The following is a 19,332-nucleotide window of genomic DNA, read 5'->3' as shown; positions in this document are numbered from 1 at the left end:
CTGCACTACTAGCTCAAACTTCAATCGGTAGCCCATTGTAACCCATGTAGGTATCAACCGTTGAATTAATTTTTAACGCTTTTAGTAATAACTTAGTGCATGACGGAAACCTGCATCGCTGCATTTCATTGCTGCGTTTATTTCCCTAGCTCAAATGTCAATCCAAACAAACCAAGCTGCCAGTTGATTATCAAGTGCTTGGCATGAATGCTGCATCGACATGGAATCACGTAAATCCAAAAAATTATTTTCCATGTCCATCCAAACAACGTTGCCCGCTCCAGCGAGTGGCAGCCAAAGACCTGCGCCGTTACTGCGCAAACGCCGCCATCGCGTCTCCAAAGATGAGTTACATGAGACCTTAAGCGAAACATTCGGTCTTGATCAACTTCGTCCTGGCCAGCATGAAGTGATCGACAACGTACTGCGCCGTGAAAATACGCTTGCCATCATGCCGACAGGCGCGGGCAAATCGCTATGCTACCAATTACCCGCATTGAAGATGTCGGGCATAACCGTTGTCGTTTCACCGTTGATCTCCCTGATGAAGGATCAGGCATCCAAGCTTGAAAATGCGGGTGTGGGAGCGGCTGAGGTCAATAGCACACTGAGTATGCGAGAGGAAGCGTCCATTCTTGAAAGCATCAAACAGGCTGATCATGAATTTGTCTTTGCTACGCCAGAACGCCTGTCCGATCCGGAGTTTGTCGAAACACTTAAGCAAAACCGCGTGAGTCTCTTTGTCATCGACGAAGCGCATTGCATTTCACAGTGGGGACATGATTTCCGCCCTGCATATCTGCAACTGGGTGCAACCATCAATGCGCTTGGCAATCCCACTGTGCTGGCATTGACAGCCACGGCTACGGATGAAGTCATTGAGGATATCAGCAAGCAGCTCGGACTCGAGGACATGCATGTCATTAATACCGGCATCTACCGGTCAAATCTTCACTATCGTGTCATGGCGCTCACTGATGATTCCGAAAAACTCATGCACGTCATGCAGCTTGTACGCGAAGAACAGGGTTCCGGCATCATCTATGCGGCAACGGTAAAAGCGGTCGAAGAAGTGTACGAGGCATTACATACCGCCGGCGAAAGCGTGACCTTTTATCATGGCCAGCTTTCTGCGAAAGTGCGTTCACAGAACCAGGACGCCTTCATGAACGGCGAGAGCCGTATCATGGTCGCCACCAATGCATTCGGCATGGGCATCGACAAGGCGGATATTCGTTTCGTCGTTCACTATCAAGTGCCAGGCAATCTTGCAGCGTACTATCAGGAATCCGGCCGCGCAGGCCGTGACGGCGAGCCGGCCGATTGTGTATTGCTATATCACGCGAAGGATCGACAGGTACAGCAATTTTTCCTGGCACGCCGCTATCCGGGTGTGGACGACCTGAGTGCGGTCTACTCTGCGATGCAGGAACTGGCCGCGCAAAATCCACGTATTTCATACAGCCGCTTGCATGAAACACTTGATGAGGTGTCGGAGACACGATTGCAGGTCTCACTGAAACTATTACGGGATGGCGGCCTTGTGGAACAGGACGACAATCTCGAATATTGCGTTACTCGCGCTGGCGCAAAATCCAAAGAGCTTGAGCAACTGGTAGAAACCTATCGCGATAAAAGCGCCCGCGACCATGAAGCGCTGGAGCGGATGGTGTTTTATGCGCAAACCGGTTTTTGCCGATGGAAGGTGTTGCTGGAGTACTTTGATGAGACGGCCGACTGGGAGCATTGCGGTAGCTGCGACAATTGCCGCGAGCCGCCGGAGCAGACTCTCTCTCCTGAACACATCCGTGATCATGCACCGCCATCTATAAAGGAGGAGAAGTTGCCTCCACCCGACGCGGGAACACCGGTCACGGTACCTAAATATGGTGAGGGACGCGTAGTTTCCGCGGCAGGCGACCAAGTCACTATTGTTTTCCCAGACAGCCAGAAGAAAACATTTTTGCGGGATTTTGTAAAGCCGCTATAGAGACAGGCAAGACACCTCGGTAAAGGTGTCTCTGTGTTTTAGATCACGCGACGTTGAAGCAGAAAATGCGAGCGTAGACTTGGACGGCTATGACTGTGCTGCCTTACGTCTTTTCTTCGTGTCGAACATACGCACGTCGGCGATCCTCAGCAAGGCGTCGACGTCTTCACCGTCCTCGGGAAACAGCGCCCAGCCGATGGATGCGCCTACCTGTGCTGTACCGTGTGCAAGCGGCACGGGGGTTTCCACAGCCTCACGTATTTTTTGTTCCGTTTTGATGACATCGTCCGCATCGGTGACGCCTTTCAACAGAATGACAAATTCATCACCGCCATAACGCGCCACCACATCAGTCACACGAACCGATTCCCGCAATCGACTGGCCACGGTCACCAGCACCTTGTCTCCTGCATCGTGCCCGTAGTGATCGTTGATTGCCTTGAAATGATCGAGGTCGATGAACAACAGCGCGAAACTGGGACGCTCGCCGCTGCGATGTTCAAGCTGCCTGCGCAAGATGGCGATCTGCGCAATCAGCGATGCGCGATTGAAGACTGCAGTCAGCTTGTCAATGCGCAGATTGTGCTCCATTTCCGAGAATGACATGGCAAGCTGTCCGATCTCATCATGCCGCTGGATATTCAGCAAGGGGAGCGGCTCGCCGCTTCCCACCTTCTTGGCGGCCATCGTTAATTGGCGCAGATCCCGCAACACACGATCAAGAAGCGACAAGCCAAGAGCCAATGCAATGGCGACACAGAGAATGCCAATCAACAGAGCCTGGCCGATGCTGCGTGCTACACCACCCATAAAATCGCCACGCGGCACGCTGACAACAGTAATCCAGTCGAGCCCATATTGATGTCCAAGGCGCGCCGCTGCAATTTCAGTATCCCCGGATGAGAGCACACTGGCCTTTACTAGTACTCCACCGGACTGCTGGCCTTTTCTCCAGGCGAGAGCCTGGGTGGCCGCTTCTCGAAGTTGTGGTGAAAGCATGTCGGTAGCATGAATGCGTTCGACCACGGGCCCACCTGTCTTGAATGGAATATCTTGCGTGGAGGTGGCAATCAAATAACCTTCCGCATCCATGACAAAGGCGGCACCATGCTCGCTCACCGTCAGACCACGCATGAAATCGGTCAGGACCTTGAGGGTGACATCGGTGGCGAGAACCCCTGCAAAGATGCGGTCGCCGCGATAGACCGGTTTGGTCAGCGTAATGGTAGGTTCGTGCGAAGTGAAATCGTTATAAACCGGCGACCATACCGGACGCTGTTGCGCCGCTGCCGCCTGATACCACGGTCGACTGCGTGGATCGTAGGTGTCGGTTCGCAGCACACGGCTGCGGTCGCCCGCTTGTGCAACAGCATAAACCTGCCTTTTGGCCGCACCGGGTTCGCGAAGGTAAAGTTCGACAAAATCGCGGCTGATGCGGTTGACCCCAATGAAGCGGCCATCCACGCCACCAAAATAGACATAGTTGCTGGCATCAATGAACAAGCCGCTTGCCATCCACAGGCGAGGTTCCAGTGATGGAATGCTGTCATCGAAGGGTTGGGGACGCGGCAGCATGCGCGAATCGGGATCAACAGCATTGAGCGCTGTCAGGGCGCCGGCGAGATGTTTTTCGGTTGCGCTGCCAATCCGATCAACCATGTCTGTGACAACGCGTCGGGTCAATTCTTGTACTGCATCTTCGCCAGCGCGATAAGAGACCAGGGCAACGGCGGTCGAGACAAATACAACGAGCAACACATAGGGCAGAACCAGTTGTCGGCGTAAGGAGGTGCTGCGCATGCTTTCTCAGAAATAAATATGACGGAAGAGCCGCCCTCTGCTGCTATTACTTTCTGTATCAATTTCTACATCAGAATGATTATATATCCACAAGGAAACAATTGTTACCAAGCAATTATTGAATTGACTTTGTTTATTGAATAAAGCACATCTAGATTGATATTTATCAAAAACACAGCAGGCACTTACGCCAGTTAAATTTCTCCAATTGGCTGAGTACTTACCTACAACTATATTTTCTTGAGAGGAACCAGTATGAAATATTCCGTATTGCTCGCGGCACTTGTCGCCACGTTGACCTTGGGTGCCTGCGATAAGAAAGACGCCGGTACAGCTGGCGCCGACGGCAGCAGCAGCCCCAGCAGCGCCGGTAGCACAGGCAGCACTGCTGGCGGTGCTACCGGCAGTACAGGCAGCACTTCCAGCAGCAGCAGCGGCGCCGATGCCGGTTCGTCTGGCAGTACAGGCGCAGCAGGAAGCACTCCAAGCGCAAGCGGCGGCACAGCTGGGGGCAGCACAGACTCAACCGGTTCCGCAGGAGCAGCAGGCTCGACAGGAGCAACAGGTGCAACAGGCAGCACACCAAGCGCCAGCACTCCAGGCAGCAGTGGCGGCACCAGTGGCACCGGTACTGCGGGCAGTTCCAGCGACACCTCCAGCAGCAGCGCAGGTGGTACCGCTGGTTCTGGCAGTACTGGCGGCACAGCAGGTTCCAGCAGCTCGTCAACACCGGGTGCGACACCGGGTGCAACTGGCAGCGCTACGACTCCTTCCGGCGGTGCAGGCGGCTCCGCCAGCGGTTCGAAATAAGCTTCCGGCTTATTCAACTTGAACAAGCCGTGTCCCGATTTCACGCCGGGGCACGGCTTGTTGTATTTATAAACCCGCTCGTTGCATCTTCTGTCCCTTTTACCCTCCTCACATATCGACCGCCTCTATCCTTAATTCGCCTCGCAGCATAGGCTTCACCAGAATTTTGTAAGTATCCACATCGAAGGCCCGTTTGGCCGCACGCTTGACCGGCGGCGTTCCTGGAGCGTGATCGATTGATCCGAGATAGGACCAGTGATCGACCACATGCGTCTGTTTCCAACCGTCGCACTCTTCGACAATCCCCATCGCGCCCACATAAGGCCAGACCATGATGCGCATATCGTTGAGCGCGGCTTTCAATCGCCGGTAATGTTCCTGCACGGGCTCTGCCTCGATACACGCACCAAGGCAACGTGAAATCTGCCGCGCAAAACAGGCGCGCCCGTGTACAGCAGTTTCCAACCCGGTCAATGCGGGACACAGCATCTGCATTTCCACGATCTCGCGCAACTTGTCCTGCGCAGCCCTGCGTGTAGCGAACAGTCCGTAGAGGTCGACGGTGCGTGCAAAGTCATGGTCACGTGCATAAACAATTTCCGGTATCGACTTGATGCCTGGTCCAAGACGCAACGTACACATTTCCCGCGTGCGGCGTAATTTCTTGTTATGTAGCGGCTGCAGTTCCTTGATCAGGCGCGACTCCAGCAGCAGCGCACCGATATCACCAGCGGTGCGCCTGAACTCGATGTAACTGCTCTGCTGCAGCATGCGGGCCTCTTCCGGAGTCCGTAAATGTGACAGCACCCTGGTGCGAATGTTGATGCTCTTGCCAATGTAAAGAGGCCGGTCCTTGTCATCGCGAAAAATATAAATGCCCGGCCTGGACGGTAATGCATCGAGACTAGCGCGATCGATATGGTGCGGGTATTCAAAGCTGTCGGCGGGATTAGGCTTGATCAGCAGGCCGACTGAGGTGACACGGGGTTGCATGAAAGGCAATAGAAACTGGAGAAGTAAGAAGGCAGATCAATCACACGACAAATTTGGCTAAGCAGCCCTGGAATTTTACTGTATATTTGTACAGTATAAATTGATCACAAGCATCACAGAAAAGAATACTAGGAGGCCTGGATGTCCAGAATAGTTTCCACCATTTCCCAATCAGGTGAATCCAATATCCTTACATTGACCCATGCCGTCTGGAAAGCCGACCAGATGGGCTCCTGTCAGGCTGCAGTCACCACCAGCGGTTATCCGGTGCTTGACCAGGAACTGCCAAATGGTGGATGGCCGAGAGCCTCGCTGATTGAATTGCTGATACAACAACCCGGCATTGGTGAAATGCGCTTGCTGCGTCCTGCTTTCGAGACAGTCAGCCCGAAACGCCGCATCGCTTTGGTACAGCCACCCTACATGCCACAGATTGCCGCTTGGGTGGGATGGGGACTGCCGGTGGATAGCCTTATCTGGATCAAGACCACGCGCAGTGCCGACGCCTTGTGGAGTGCGGAACAGATTCTGCGCAACGGCAGTTGTGGCGCCCTGCTTTTCTGGCAGTCGCATGTGCGTACCGAATCGCTGCGCCGTCTACATCTGGCCGCACAGGGAAGCGATATCCTGTTCTGGATGATGCGTCCGCTTGCCTGCACAGAGGATGCCTCACCAGCGCCGTTGCGGCTGGCGCTGCGCCCGGCACATGACGGCATCTGCATTGATATCGTCAAGCGACGCGGCCCCCGACGCGATGATCCCTTGCACGTGCCAATGGATGACATGCTATCTCCGGCATCCCTATCGGTTTTGACTCAGCTGCCTGGAACTCCGCGTTCTGGACCGGCAAGACAGACGGCTGCGCAGACGTCCGCATCCGCTCCGGTGGAAACCTCTACCTACCCCCTTAATTCCTGACTGAGCGGCGGCGATCCCCTTATGCGCTCTTGGATAAGCGTACATCTACCGCTATTACCACTCGAGGCCATCAGGCCACGCTGGAGCGATCCTGGCAAGCATGTGATTGTCGACCGCGAGTATGTAGTTGCCATGAGCCCGCAAGCTGCGCAGGATGGCGTCCGTATCGGCATGCGGCGCGCCGGCGCGCAAGCCATGTGCCCGGATTCAAGCTTGCATGAGCGCGACTTCACGCGCGAACAGGAAGCGCTCAACAGTATCGCGCTTGCCCTGTTGCGTTACACACCCGAAGTCGCGCTCGCCCATCAAGACAGTCTGCTGCTCGATGTGACCGCCAGCCTGCGTGCATTCGGCGGACGACTGTCGCTATGCCGGCTAGTGCGAGAGAGTGTGCGTGTGCTCGGTTTTACGCTGCAAGTGGGGATGGCCCCGACGGCACAAGGCGCCTGGCTTTTATCCTGCTGTGAGGGCATACGTGGGCCCCGTCGCCGTGTAATACGGATGGAGAGCATGAGACACCTTCTCGACACCCTGCCCTGTACGCTGCTGTCGGAGGCGCGGCCTTATCTGGACTGGCTGGAAGGGATAGGTTGCATGAATTTTGCCGATATGCGCAAGCTGCCGCGGGCAGGACTGCAGCGACGCTGCGACAAGCAGATGCTGGATGCGCTGGACCGCGCCTACGGTGAAGCCCCGGAATTGTTTGACTGGGTTCAGGCACCGAAAAGCTTTTCAGCCAAACTGGAATTACCGGACCGCATCGAGCATGCGGAAGCGGCATTATTTGCCGCACGCCGTCTGATTTTGCAGTTGACCGGCTGGCTGGTTGCGCAGCAACTTGCGGTTGCGCGCTTCGTGCTGCTGCTGGAGCATGAGCGCGGCCGTACGGCGATTCCACCCACGCCCATCGACATCGCACTCGCCGAACCGACCTGGCATGAAGAGCACCTGACCCGCCTGTTGAAGGAGCGGCTTGGCCGCATCGAACTGATAGCTCCGGTCATCGCGGCGCGCCTGGAAGCAGACCATGTCAGCGCGATGCTGCCGCCTACAGAATCGCTGTTTCCCGAGCCCGGCGGCATGCCCATGGATTTTCACCGCCTGCTTGAATTACTGACCGCAAGGCTTGGCGAACAGAACGTCCTCGTTCCCGCTCCCCGTGCAGACCATCGCCCTGAAATTTGCAACGGATGGGCACCCACCTCCACGGCAAATCCGGTCGATCTTCCTCTGGACCGGTTGGCGGAAAGACCCTTCTGGCTGCTACTACAACCGGTCGAACTGATCCTGCGCGACAACCGGCCGTTTTACGGATCACCGCTACGCCTGATCAAGGGACCGGAACGTATCGAATGCGGATGGTGGGATGGCGGCTTGATCATGCGTGACTATTTCATCGCCCAAGGGGAGACGGCAGTGCTCTACTGGATCTACCGTGAGCGTCACGGGGAAGAAATTTGCTGGTACTTGCAGGGCTTATTCGCCTGACCAAGCACTTTTATCCTGGAGCGCGGGATAAGGATATGAGTCAACAAATTTATTTGTAAAAGCCCGTTAGCAAAAATGCATTTTTCTGTTTATACTGTATTTTTGTACAGTATTTTTACACGGTATTCGAAACAGCTAACGTGTCTACGTCTTCCTCCATACATCATCTCCCTGCCTACGCAGAGTTGCAGTGTGCATCCAATTTCAGCTTTTTGCGTGGTGCCTCGCATCCTGAAGAGCTTGTCATGCGGGCAGCAAAACTCGGTTATGCGGCACTGGCGTTGACAGATGAATGCTCCGTGGCCGGCGTGGTCCGTGCCCACACTGAAGCAAAGCAACGCGGCCTGCACCTGATCATCGGCAGCCAGTTCAGCCTGGTCAACGAGGACAATAGCCCAGCCTTCTCGCTCATCTTCCTGGCGAAAAACCGCGAGGGATATGGCAACCTCACCGAACTGATTACCCTTGCACGGACCCGCGTTGAAAAAGGTAGCTATCGTGTCACTCCACGCGACTTTATATCGCCCGAAGACGGATATGCACATCTGCGCGGCATGCCGGACTGCCTCGCCATCCTCACTCCTGCCCTTGGCATTGCATCCGAACAGCTTGCCACCCAAGCCGCATGGATGGTGAAGACCTTTCCCGGACGTGCATGGATTGCGCTGACCTTGCTGCACCATCCGCGCGATGATCAGCACCGCATGCTCGTCACTGCAGTCGCTGACGAATACGCGTTGCCCGTGGTGGCGACCGGTGATGTCTGTATGCATGTACGCTCGCGCAAACCCCTGCAGGACACTCTTACCGCCATCCGTATCGGCAAACCCATTGCCGAATGCGGTTACGAACTGTCTCCCAATGCGGAGCAGCACTTACGCTCACGGCTGAGGCTGGCCAACGTTTATACCGCAGTCGCGTTGGCTGAAACCATACACATTGCCCGGCAATGCAGCTTTTCTCTCGACGAGTTGCGCTACGAATACCCGGACGAACTCGTGCCGCCAGGATGGACTCCGGCTGCTTACCTCCGCAGCGAAGCCTATATCGGCGCCATGGCACGTTTTCCAGACGGGGTTCCGGCAGATATCCAAAAGCAGCTTGAATACGAACTGCAGCTCATTTCCGACATGTGCTACGAGCCGTATTTCCTGACCGTCTACGACATCGTGCGCCATGCACGCAGTGTCGGCATTCTTTGCCAGGGACGAGGGTCGGCCGCTAATTCCGTAGTCTGCTACTGCCTGCGTATCACCGAGGTTGATCCGTCGCGCAGCACCCTGCTGTTTGAACGGTTCATTTCGCGTGAACGCAACGAGCCTCCCGACATCGATGTCGATTTCGAACATCAGCGACGCGAAGAAATCATTCAGTACATCTATAACAAGTACGGCAGGCTGCGTGCTGCGCTCACTGCGGTGGTCATCAGCTACAAACCACGCAGCGTCCTGCGCGATGTCGGCAAGGCGCTGGGTGTCGACCTTGGCATCGTCGACCAGGTGGCAAAATCGCATCGCTGGTGGGACGGCAAGACCGGGTTGTCGGAGCGCTTTACCGAATGCGGCATGCAGGCCGATTCGCCGATAGCCCTGCAATGGTCGGACATGGCCGAGAAACTGATGCGCTTTCCACGGCACCTGTCGCAACATCCGGGCGGTTTCGTCATTTCGCGCGGCAAACTTTCACGGCTGGTCCCTATAGAAAACGCGGCGATGAAAGACCGTAGCGTGGTCCAGTGGGACAAGGACGACATCGATGCGCTGGGATTGCTCAAGGTGGACATCCTTGCACTCGGCATGCTCAGCATGATACGCAGAGCGCTGGACCTGATCACTCATTTACGCGGTGAGCCGTTCAGCCTGCCGGACATTCCAAAAGAAGATCCGGTCACCTACAAGATGATTTCAAGAGCGGACACCATCGGCGTATTCCAGATCGAAAGTCGCGCGCAAATGACCATGCTGCCCCGCCTGCGCCCCAAGGAATTCTATGACCTTGTCATCCAGGTTGCGATCGTCCGCCCGGGTCCTATTCAGGGCGGCATGGTTCATCCTTACCTACGGCGCAGGCAGGGACTGGAACCTGTCACCTATCCTAGCGAAAGGGTCAGGCAGGCACTGGAACGCACACTCGGTGTCGCCATTTTCCAGGAGCAGGTGATGCAAATCGCCATCCTCGCCGCGGAGTTCACGGCCGGAGAAGCCGACCAGTTGCGTCGCGCGATGGCAGCCTGGCGGCGTAAGGGCGACATCGGGAAATTTCAGGAAAAGCTGGTGACCGGAATGCGCAAGAATGGTTACGATGCCGAATTCATTTCCGCCATCGTGCGCCAGATTCAAGGTTTTGCCGAATATGGTTTTCCCGAAAGCCATGCCGCCAGCTTTGCTTTGCTCGCTTATACCAGCTCCTGGATCAAATGCCATGAGCCGGCGGTTTTCCTTGCCGCCCTGCTCAACAGCCAGCCCATGGGGTTTTACTCGCCATCGCAACTCGTGCAAGACGCGCGCAGGCACAAGGTCGATGTGCGTCCAGTGGATATCCGTTACAGCGACTGGGAAACCACACTGGAGCCGGCGACGGGGTTAGCTGCAGATCAACAACCCGCCGTACGCCTTGGGTTCAGCATGGTACGCGGACTGTCACAGGAAGCCGGCTGGCGTATCGAAGAAGCACGCGCAATCAAAGCATTTATCAGCATGACGGATCTTGCACTGCGCGCCGGACTCACACGTCGTGATTTACAAATGCTGGCCAACGCTAATGCGCTCGAACCCCTTGCCGGCCATCGCCGCCAGGCACTCTGGCAGGCGGTCGCCAGCGAACCGGATAAGGGACTACTCAGGAAGGCCAGCATGCATGAAGAACCTGTTCAACTTGCCGCGCCATCGGAAGGCGCTACTATCGTGGCCGATTATCACTCTGTCGGACTGACACTCGGACGGCATCCGCTTGCCTTGCTGCGCCCACTGCTCAGCACCAAGCGTTTTTTGCCGGCCGAGGTTCTGCATACTTTTGCTGATCGCCAGCTTGCGCGCGGGTGCGGCATTGTTACTGTGCGCCAGAGGCCGCAGACCGCCAACGGCACCATGTTCGTCACCATTGAAGATGAAACCGGCCTGGTCAACGTCATCATCTGGCCAGGGTTGATCGAACGCTATCGTGCGGAACTGCTCGGCTCGCAACTATTGGGCGTCTATGGAATATGGCAGACGGAAAACAATGTGCACCACCTGGTCGCCAGCCGTCTGGTTGACCTATCGCATTTGCTGGGAAAATTAACTACACATAGCCGGGATTTCGCATGAATGCGCAAGGTAGTTTCGAAAGCGATTTCCACAACTTGAAGATTCTCATGGCATTCCCCGTTGCAATCCGTACACTGGTAAACCCAATTCTTCCAAAACGGCAACACGCTCCAATGAAACCCGATCTGGAAACCGCACTTCATCTGTTGCATAGTTTGCGTTCCGGCACCTTGGCAACTCGATCCATTCAATTGCCGGATTATCCCTTTCCAACTGCCCTGCCTTTTGTGCCGGATGAGAAGCATTGCCCTGTTTTTCTCCTAAGCCGCCTTGCTGAACACACGAAGAACATTCATAGCGATCCGCGTGTCGGTTTTCTTGTCGCCGATACATCAGAAAAACAAGTCCTTGAAAATCCCCGGATGACGCTTCTCGGTCACATCGCCATGATCAACGCACCACATGAATTGCAGGCGCGCTTCCTGCGCTACCAGCCTGAAGCTGAACAATACATGGCGCTTGCCGACTTTGCCTTCTACAGACTGACACCGCAAAAGATTCGCCACATCGGCGGGTTCGCGCAAATGGGATGGCTGGAACAACCGGACTGGGAGAATGTGGATGTGCTGCCGCTGGAGGAAGAAACGGCATTGATCCAGGACTTGCTGGGTGAGTTACCACCAGGCGTTCGACTGCTTGGCCTGGACCGATATGGCATGGACATGGAGCGCCTCGGCAAACGGGAGCGGCAAAAATTTCCATCGATGTTGCACTCGGCGGATCAGATTGCCGCTACGGTCAAACGCTTGCTGGCAAGCTTGTAGCACTACTGCAAATAGCTTCTTTAGTTGAACAATGAATCGGCAGAGATATCGGCCAAGGTCGCGCATCCGCACAAGGCCATCGCAATCTCGAGTTCATCCCGAAGCAAACGCAATACGTGCGATACACCCATTGCGCCCGCATTCGCCAGTCCGTACACATACGGACGACCGATCAAGACGGCATTCGCCCCAAGCGCAATTGCCTTGAGTACGTCCGTGCCGCGCCGGATACCGCCATCCACCAACACAGGATACGCCTTGCCCACTGCCTCCCGGATGCAAGGCAAGACACGTGCCGTAGCGGGCACAGTATCGAGGGTCCGCCCACCATGGTTGGAGACGATAATACCGTCCGCACCGTTCACTACGGCAAAGCGTGCATCATCTTGATGCATCACTCCTTTTAATAGAATCGGCAGACGTGTCACGCCTTTCAGCCATTCAATGTCAGCCCAGGTTGGCGCCGACGTCAACAGCGCATCAAACATGCGGCTTTGATGCGGCGCGAGGGAGACAGGTTTCGGAGGCGGCAAGCCCGCCAGATTCACCGCTGAAATTCCCTCGGGAAGCTTGAAACCGACCCGACGTTCCCTGTCACGCACGCCACTGCTTGGCGCATCGACAGTGACAACCAATGCCTCGTATCCCGCAGCTTCCGCGTGCTGCACCAGCTCTCTTGTGAAGCCGCGATCGTGCTGGAAGTACAGCTGAAACCAGAGGGGACCGCGCGTCGCCTCGCCCAGCATCGCCTGCGCGACCTGCTCGAGCGGCATGCTGGCCTGGCTGCTCAACACCAGGCCGGCACCCTGCATCGCGGCCGCATAAGCGCTAGCGATTTCGCCGTCGGCATGCGCCATGCGCTGGAACGCAACCGGCGCAAGCAGTACGGGATGGGCCAGCGTCCGCCCCAGCAACTGTAACCGTGTATGCCCGCCGACCAGGCGACGCAATACCCGCGCCGACAGCAGGATGTTGTCCCAGGCCTCGCGGTTGGCACGCAATGTGATCTCATCCGCCGCCCCGCCGGCGAAATAAGCCCAGGCGTTGTCGTCGAGCCGACTGCGCGCATGCTGCTCATGGTCGGCCAGCGAGACTATGCCTGGCGGGATCGCTTCGACGGCGGGGATCCGGATCATGTGTCAGCCCACATCCGCAACAGGTTGTGATAAGTGCCGGTCAGCTGCACCACGGACGGTTCCTGTTCGCCGAGGGAATCGCGCAGCTTCAGTAGCGCCATGTCCATCTCGAACAGTAGTTGGCGCTGGTCGCTGCCGCGTACCATGCTTTCGATCCAGAAGAAGCTTGCCAGGCGCGTTCCCCGCGTCACGGGTGTCACCTGGTGCAGGGTCGTGCCCGGATAGAGCACCAGGTCACCGGCCGGCAGCTTGATGCGGCGTTCGCCCTGCGGGTCCTGCATCACCAGCTCGCCGCCGTCGTATTCGTCTGGTTCGGACAGGAACAGGGTACAGGACAGATCAGTGCGCACCCATTGTGCCGGGTTGCGCGAGTAAAGCACGGCGCCATCGATATGCGCGCCGTAATGATTGCTGTCGCCGCTGTAACGATTGAACAGCGGATTAAAAATTTTGCGCGGCAGGGCCGCGGAGAAAAACAGCGGATCGCGCTGCACCGCAGCTAAGACCAGCGACTGCAGCTGGCGCGAGACGTCGCTGTCCTGCGCCAACTGCTCGTTGTTCTTGCGGGCGACCGCCTGGCCGCCCGCACTGACCCGTCCGTCCACCCACGGCGCACCCTGCCCGAGCAGTGCCCGGGCAGTCTCCAGTTCGTTGCGAGTGAGGACGTTCTTCAGGTGCAGAAGCATCAGTGCTTTCCTAGAACATTGCCTTCAACGTCAGCTCCACGCGACGCGGCGCGCCAGGCGCATAGAAGCCGCGGTACAGGGAGTCGGCATAAAGCTTGTCCGTCAGGTTGGTAATGTTGAGCTTGGCGGACCACGTCTGATTGATCGTGTACTCGGCCATCGCGTCAACCACGGTAAAGCTGTCCGCCGTCACGTGCCGTGCACCCTCGGGGTTCTGCGCGCCGCGGTAGGTCAGGCCGGCACCAAGGCGCAGCTCCGGCAGGATGCGGTAGGTAGTCCAGAGGCTGCCGCTATGCTTCGGCGTCAAACCCGGGCGGTCGCCCTGCACCTGCGCACCGGTGCCGGCGGCGTTGAGAGCGACATTGCTCTTGTCGATCTTGGCACGAGGGATCCAGGTGTGGTTGAAGAACACTTCCCACTTCGGCGTGATACGGCCAGCGAGGTTGAACTCTAGGCCCGTCGCATGCCGTTTGCCCGACAGGAGTTGCTGGTCGGATGCGGTGTCCGGGTCGGTGTTGCGCTCGTTGTACTTCTCGCTGTAGAAAGCGGCGAGACCTAACGAAGTGCGCTTCTCGAAGAGTTCCCACTTGCCGCCCAGTTCGAAGTTGCGGCTCTTCTCAGCGGGTGTGTTGGCGTCGCGCTCAGCCTGCGAGCCGGGCGCCGGTGCGGCCGGGGCGAACTGGTAGGTATCACCGGACGTGTTGTAGGAGGTGCCGTAGGACACGTAGTACGACGCCCAGTCGCTCGGCTGGAACAGCGCGCCAACACGGGGCGACCACAGGCTTTCACTACGGTCATTGCTCAGACCGGCCGCGGTGTTGTACTTGGCGGTGAAGTGGTCGAAGCGCAGGCCGCCGAGCAGCTTGAAGGTATCGGTGATGCTGATCATGTCCTGCGCATACAGGCCGATGTTGCGCGCGTCGAAATCGTTATACACCGGATTGCCGCGCGTGTCGGCGCGCCAGTCGCCATCATTCGGCGTGCCAACCGTGGTCGTCAGCGGGCTCGCGGTACCGGCGAAGCTGTTGTTCCGCTTGGCATCCTCCTGATAGAAATCGACCCCCGCCAGCAGATCGTGCTGGCGGCCGCCCAAGTTAAACTTGCCCGAGTAGTCGCTCGACAGTTGCGTGGTATCGCTGACAGCCGTACGACCCTTGGGGGCGCGGCGAAGGACGGTCGCGTCACTGAAGTTTTCTCTCGTCGTGCCGGGGGCAAACTGAATTACGCTGGCCCACAAGTCGCGCTCGTAGCGGCCATGACGCACCTGGGTCTTGACCTGACTGCCGTCATCAAAGCGATGCACGTGGGCCAGCGTGCCGTAGGTGGCGCGGGTATCGAGGTAATCACTGGCGAAACCGTAGAAGTTCTTGGCCGGCAGCGTCTCGATAATGGTGCCGCGATTGCCGCCGGAAAGGAACCAGGGATTGCTGTAGGTCGGACGGCTGTCGATATCAAGGTGAAAGAGGCCTACGGTGAACTCGTCACGGGTCCCGATGCCCCAGCTATAGGTCGGAGCAATGCCGAGCTTTTTCTGCTTGGCGCCCCAGTTATCCGCATCGTGCACCATCGCATTCAGGCGCAGGGCTGCATCGTCCCCTGTCTTGATATTGAAGTCGCCAGTGAAACGGTGCAGGTCGCCGCTGCCGACGGTATAGGTCGCCTCGTGCTGATTGAACAGGAACGGCATCTTGCTGACCTGGTTGACGATGCCACCGGTGGAGCCCTTGCCGAACAACATCGAGGCCGAACCCTTCAGCACTTCGATGCGATCATTATTAAAGGTATCGCGCTCGTACAGCGCGCCGTCGCGCAGGCCGTCAGTGTAGATATCGCCGGCCTGGCCTAGCGAAAAGCCGCGCAGGCGTACGTCCTCTTCGCCCGTTTCGCCGGCCTGGAACGTGACGCCTGCGGTGGTGCGCAGCACTTCGCGGAAATCATCGAGGTTGCGGTCGTCGATCAGGCGCTCGGTCATCACCGTCACGGACTGCGGTATGTCGCGCAGTTGCTGGGTGCCCTTGCCGATACCGGTGGTCGTCGTGCGCAGCGACTCCTTGCTCAGCGTTTCGCGCTGGCCCTGCACTTCCACGGTTGGCATCACCTGGTCTGAGGCAGCCGGCGCCTGTGCGACGTTCTGCGCAGTTGCGGAAACCGACGCTGCGAGCATCAGTGCGCCGAGCGGCAGGCTGGACGCACGGCGCGTCTCCGGCTGTGCCGGGGTCTGGACTTGCCGCGTGCGCTTCCCTGCCCCCGGCGCAAGGCGTTTTGCAGATTTCTTCTTCATTTTGTATCCCTGTAGGTAGTAAATTTAATCGTTAAGCTGGCTATCAACAGGGACTGGCTGGCTGCGACATGAATGATGCGAAAAATAAAAGCGGAAATGATTATTTGTAGCCAACGCGATCCAGAATCTTCTGGGCGACGATCTGGTTCTTGCCGACGGCCGTGATGGAGATGTTCTCGGTCTTGAACTTGCCCATCTGCTGCAGCACCGGATTCTTCGCCACCGCAGAGGAGACCACCGGCCATTCGTTATTGCCGTTGGCGAAATAGGCTTGGGCTTCATCGCTGGCCAGGTACTCAAGGAATTTCACCGCTGCTTCACGATGGGGCGCGTACTTGGCCACTGCACCGCCGGCAACGTTGATGTGGGTGCCGGAGCTTTCCTGGTTCGGCCATACGAAGCTGACCTTGTTCATCATTTCGCGGTCTTCGGACTTTGTCGAGCGCAGCAGGCGTGCATAGTAGTAGGAATTGGCTACCGCAATGCCACACTCGCCCGAGGCTACGCCTTTGATCTGGTCGGTATCGCCACCCTGCGGCGGGCGCGCGAAATTGGCGACCATGCCTTGCGCCCATTTTTCAGTGGCCGCTTCGCCGTTACGCTCGATCATCGCGCCGATCATGGAGAGCATGTACGGGTGAGCGCCGGAGCGGGTGCAGACCTTGCCCTTGTTGGCCGGATCGGCCAGCGATTCATAGGTGGCGACATCTTCACGCTTCACGCGCACCTTGTTGTAGACGATGATGCGGGCGCGGGTGGACAGGCCGAACCACTGGGCGCCCTGCCCTTCGTCTCCGCCGCGCAGATTGGTGGGGATCCGCTCTTCCAGCACTTTCGAACGCACCGGCTGGAATTGGCCTTCCACCTGCGCGCGCCACAGGCGGGCTGCATCGACCAGCAGGATCACGTCGGCCGGGCTGTTCTTGCCCTCGTTGCGCAGGCGCTCCATCAGCGCGGCGTCGTCCGCTTCGATACGGTTGATGCGAATGCCGGTCTGTTGCGTGAACTTGCTGTAGAGCTCTTCGTCGGTCTGGTAGTGACGCGCGGAGTACAGGTTCAGCACCTTGTCCTGGGCCTGCACCGAAGCGACGGCGACGAGGGAAAGGGCTGCGGCTATGGCGTTGCGAAGTATGGCTTTCATGGATTTTCTTGTCCAATGCGAGTGGAATTTGACGAGGGTAGGCTACCTAGACGCATCAGGTTCGGTGACGAAACCGATCTTGTTCAAACCGCCAGTCTGGGCTGCCGACATCAGCTGAGCGACATTCTCATAGGGCGTCTTGCGGTCTGCCCGAAGATGCAGCTCCGGCTGCGGCGACTGTGCAGAGGCGACCGCAATGTTTTCCTTCAGCGCCTGCTGGTCGACCGCATTGCCGTTCCAGGTGACGACGCCGTTTGCATCGATGGACACATCGATATGAGGCGGCTTTACATCGTTGGGCTGACTGGCGGCGCGTGGCAGGTCAAGCTTGACCGCGTGGTTGATCACCGGAATGGTGATGATGAAGATGATGAGCAGGACCAGCATGACGTCGACCAGCGGCGTCATGTTGATCTCCGACATTACATCATCGTCGTTGTCGGGATTGCCGAAGCTCATGCTTCCTCCTTGCTCCGCAGGCTGACGACGTTATGCGGCGCCTGACCGACGCGACCGCCGGTAATCAGATAGGCATGCAGGTCGTGCGCGAAATTGGACAACTGAGACTGGATCGCCTTGTTGCTGCGGGTGAGCGCGTTATAACCGAGCACCGCCGGAATGGCGACGATCAGGCCGAACGCGGTCATGATCAGGGCTTCGCCGACGGGTCCGGCAACCCGGTCGATACTGGCCTGACCACTGACGCCAATTCCGACCAGGGCGTGGTAAATGCCCCAGACAGTGCCGAACAGTCCGACGAAAGGCGCAGTACTGCCAACGGACGCAAGTACCTGCAACCCGCTTTGCAAACGGCCGGTGATGTTTTCAATGGAGCGGCGAAGGCAGCTTGTCACCCATTCGCTCACGTTCAAAGCCCCATGCAAGTCCTCCTTGCTCATCTCGTGGTGCAAAGCCGCATTGGCGCCGTCTTCGGCCAGCGCGCGAAACGGATTGCTGTTTCTGTCCGGAGCCAGCATATTCATACCCTCTTCCAGGCTTTTGCTATGCCAGAAACTTTCAGCTGCGACAGTCGCCTGGCGGCGCAAGCGGATCAGGCTCCAGGCCTTCAAGGCCATGACATACCAGGACAAAACGGACATGATCAATAAAACGATGGCGACAGCACGGGTGATGGAATCGCCTTGCTGCCAAAGGTTGGCAATGCCGTATGGATTATTCATGAAAGCTCTTTCGCAAAAATATCTGGTTCAATGTCTTGATTACTGATTAATTCAATTTGAATTCGATGGGCACCTGTACCCATTCCGCGACTGCCGTATCTCCCCGACGAGCGGGAACGAACCGGTATTTACGTACGGCGGCCAGCGCCGCCTCATCAAACAGCGGAGAGCTGCTTGGACGCAATACATGCACCTCTCCCGCCGTTCCTTCTGCCGTCACGAAGACACGCAGCACGACTCTGCCCTCCTCGCCCGCCCTTCGCAGCATTGGTGGATAGGTCGGCGCAGGATTATTGAGATACGCGGCGTTGAATCTCGGCGGCGTGATCGGTACCGGTGCGGGGGCTGGCGCTACATCACGCGGCGCAGCGGCCACTGGGGCCGGCGGCGGCGGACTGGGCTCGACCGGCGCAGAGGATGCCTGCTGGACTGGTTCAGCCTCGCTCTTTGGCGCCGTCAGGGCTTTGTCACTTGTCGTGGTTTTCGGTGACGGCTTTTTCGGCTGCGGTTTGGGTTGCGCCTTCTTCGGCTGTACTTTGGGAATTTCCTTTACCGGCTCAGGCTGCGGTTTTGTCTCGATTACTTCTTTTACGACGGGTCGCTCTGCTGGCAGCATCTCGACCATGACCGCTGGCAGAGGCGACGGAGGAACCAGCTTCTGCTGGTGTAATCCGGCGACGATTAACCAGAGGGCAGCAGCATGTACACCGACGATCAGTGTCAGTACGCTGGCTCGCGAATTAAGGGTTTGATTCATAAGGATTATTTTTCTCAAGCTGAACGCTGTCGACCATCGGATCTGCGCCGCTCAGCCAGTCAACTCACTACAGATCTTGCTG

Annotated in this window: 15 protein-coding genes; 5 read left to right on the top strand and 10 right to left on the bottom strand. The window is 57.5% G+C overall.

Translation table 11 applies throughout. The features are described 5' to 3' along the window. The first annotated feature begins 253 nt into the window (after nucleotides 1-253). Nucleotides 254-1,990, top strand: coding sequence for a RecQ family ATP-dependent DNA helicase (locus ACFQUU_RS04460; protein ID WP_382243233.1), 1,737 nt, complete (start codon nucleotides 254-256; stop codon nucleotides 1,988-1,990). Between the two features lie 87 nt (nucleotides 1,991-2,077). On the opposite strand, the gene ACFQUU_RS04455 is transcribed toward ACFQUU_RS04460, so the two are convergent. The 3 genes from ACFQUU_RS04455 to ACFQUU_RS04445 form a co-directional block, all read right to left on the bottom strand. Next, nucleotides 2,078-3,790, bottom strand: a complete 1,713-nt coding sequence (locus tag ACFQUU_RS04455; RefSeq protein WP_382243230.1) for a diguanylate cyclase — start codon at nucleotides 3,788-3,790, stop codon at nucleotides 2,078-2,080. A gap of 230 nt (nucleotides 3,791-4,020) precedes the next feature. Next, entirely contained in the window at nucleotides 4,021-4,626 is a 606-nt protein-coding gene (locus ACFQUU_RS04450) for a hypothetical protein (protein WP_382243227.1), read from the bottom strand. 82 nt (nucleotides 4,627-4,708) lie between these two features. Next, complete coding sequence (locus ACFQUU_RS04445) at nucleotides 4,709-5,593, bottom strand: endonuclease (protein ID WP_382243224.1); 885 nt, start codon at nucleotides 5,591-5,593, stop codon at nucleotides 4,709-4,711. A 141-nt stretch (nucleotides 5,594-5,734) separates the two neighbouring features. Here ACFQUU_RS04445 and imuA point away from each other — a divergent pair, with 141 nt between their 5' ends. The 4 genes from imuA to ACFQUU_RS04425 all read left to right on the top strand — a co-directional run bounded on the left by imuA (nucleotide 5,735) and on the right by ACFQUU_RS04425 (nucleotide 12,068). Further along, the gene (imuA, locus tag ACFQUU_RS04440; RefSeq protein WP_382243221.1) at nucleotides 5,735-6,511 is read left to right on the top strand and encodes a translesion DNA synthesis-associated protein ImuA; all 777 of its coding nucleotides are present in this window, start codon (nucleotides 5,735-5,737) and stop codon (nucleotides 6,509-6,511) included. 21 nt (nucleotides 6,512-6,532) lie between these two features. After that, the gene (locus tag ACFQUU_RS04435; RefSeq protein WP_382243218.1) at nucleotides 6,533-7,999 is read left to right on the top strand and encodes a Y-family DNA polymerase; all 1,467 of its coding nucleotides are present in this window, start codon (nucleotides 6,533-6,535) and stop codon (nucleotides 7,997-7,999) included. Nucleotides 8,000-8,139: 140 nt separating this feature from the next. After that, entirely contained in the window at nucleotides 8,140-11,304 is a 3,165-nt protein-coding gene (locus tag ACFQUU_RS04430; RefSeq protein ID WP_382243216.1) for an error-prone DNA polymerase, read from the top strand. Between the two features lie 47 nt (nucleotides 11,305-11,351). Continuing rightward, entirely contained in the window at nucleotides 11,352-12,068 is a 717-nt protein-coding gene (locus tag ACFQUU_RS04425; RefSeq protein ID WP_382243213.1) for a HugZ family protein, read from the top strand. A 20-nt stretch (nucleotides 12,069-12,088) separates the two neighbouring features. Here the strand turns inward: ACFQUU_RS04425 and ACFQUU_RS04420 are convergent, their stop codons facing one another. The 7 genes from ACFQUU_RS04420 to ACFQUU_RS04390 form a co-directional block, all read right to left on the bottom strand. Continuing rightward, nucleotides 12,089-13,204, bottom strand: coding sequence for an alpha-hydroxy acid oxidase (locus ACFQUU_RS04420; protein ID WP_382243210.1), 1,116 nt, complete (start codon nucleotides 13,202-13,204; stop codon nucleotides 12,089-12,091). Then, complete coding sequence (locus ACFQUU_RS04415) at nucleotides 13,201-13,890, bottom strand: Fe2+-dependent dioxygenase (RefSeq protein WP_382243208.1); 690 nt, start codon at nucleotides 13,888-13,890, stop codon at nucleotides 13,201-13,203. Before ACFQUU_RS04415 ends, ACFQUU_RS04420 begins: the two co-directional genes overlap by 4 nt. 10 nt (nucleotides 13,891-13,900) lie before the next feature. Beyond that, nucleotides 13,901-16,171: a TonB-dependent receptor gene (locus tag ACFQUU_RS04410; protein ID WP_382243205.1), complete on the bottom strand. Its 2,271-nt coding sequence runs from the start codon at nucleotides 16,169-16,171 to the stop codon at nucleotides 13,901-13,903. A gap of 100 nt (nucleotides 16,172-16,271) precedes the next feature. Continuing rightward, the gene (locus ACFQUU_RS04405; protein WP_382243202.1) at nucleotides 16,272-17,312 is read right to left on the bottom strand and encodes an extracellular solute-binding protein; all 1,041 of its coding nucleotides are present in this window, start codon (nucleotides 17,310-17,312) and stop codon (nucleotides 16,272-16,274) included. Between the two features lie 42 nt (nucleotides 17,313-17,354). After that, complete coding sequence (locus tag ACFQUU_RS04400; protein ID WP_382243199.1) at nucleotides 17,355-17,771, bottom strand: ExbD/TolR family protein; 417 nt, start codon at nucleotides 17,769-17,771, stop codon at nucleotides 17,355-17,357. Next, nucleotides 17,768-18,493 carry a MotA/TolQ/ExbB proton channel family protein gene (locus tag ACFQUU_RS04395; RefSeq protein WP_382243196.1) on the bottom strand — a complete coding sequence of 242 codons (726 nt, stop codon included), beginning with the start codon at nucleotides 18,491-18,493 and terminating at the stop codon, nucleotides 17,768-17,770. Before ACFQUU_RS04395 ends, ACFQUU_RS04400 begins: the two co-directional genes overlap by 4 nt. Nucleotides 18,494-18,539: 46 nt before the next feature. Beyond that, a complete protein-coding gene (locus tag ACFQUU_RS04390) occupies nucleotides 18,540-19,250 on the bottom strand; it encodes a TonB family protein (RefSeq protein ID WP_382243193.1) in 711 nt (236 codons plus the stop codon). Nucleotides 19,251-19,332 lie beyond the last annotated feature (82 nt).

It is taken from the genome of Herbaspirillum sp. GCM10030257 (assembly GCF_042666555.1).
Classification (GTDB): domain Bacteria; phylum Pseudomonadota; class Gammaproteobacteria; order Burkholderiales; family Burkholderiaceae_D; genus Noviherbaspirillum.
Note: the sequence above shows the minus strand (reverse complement) of the source record. Positions and strands in the feature narration are given on the sequence as shown.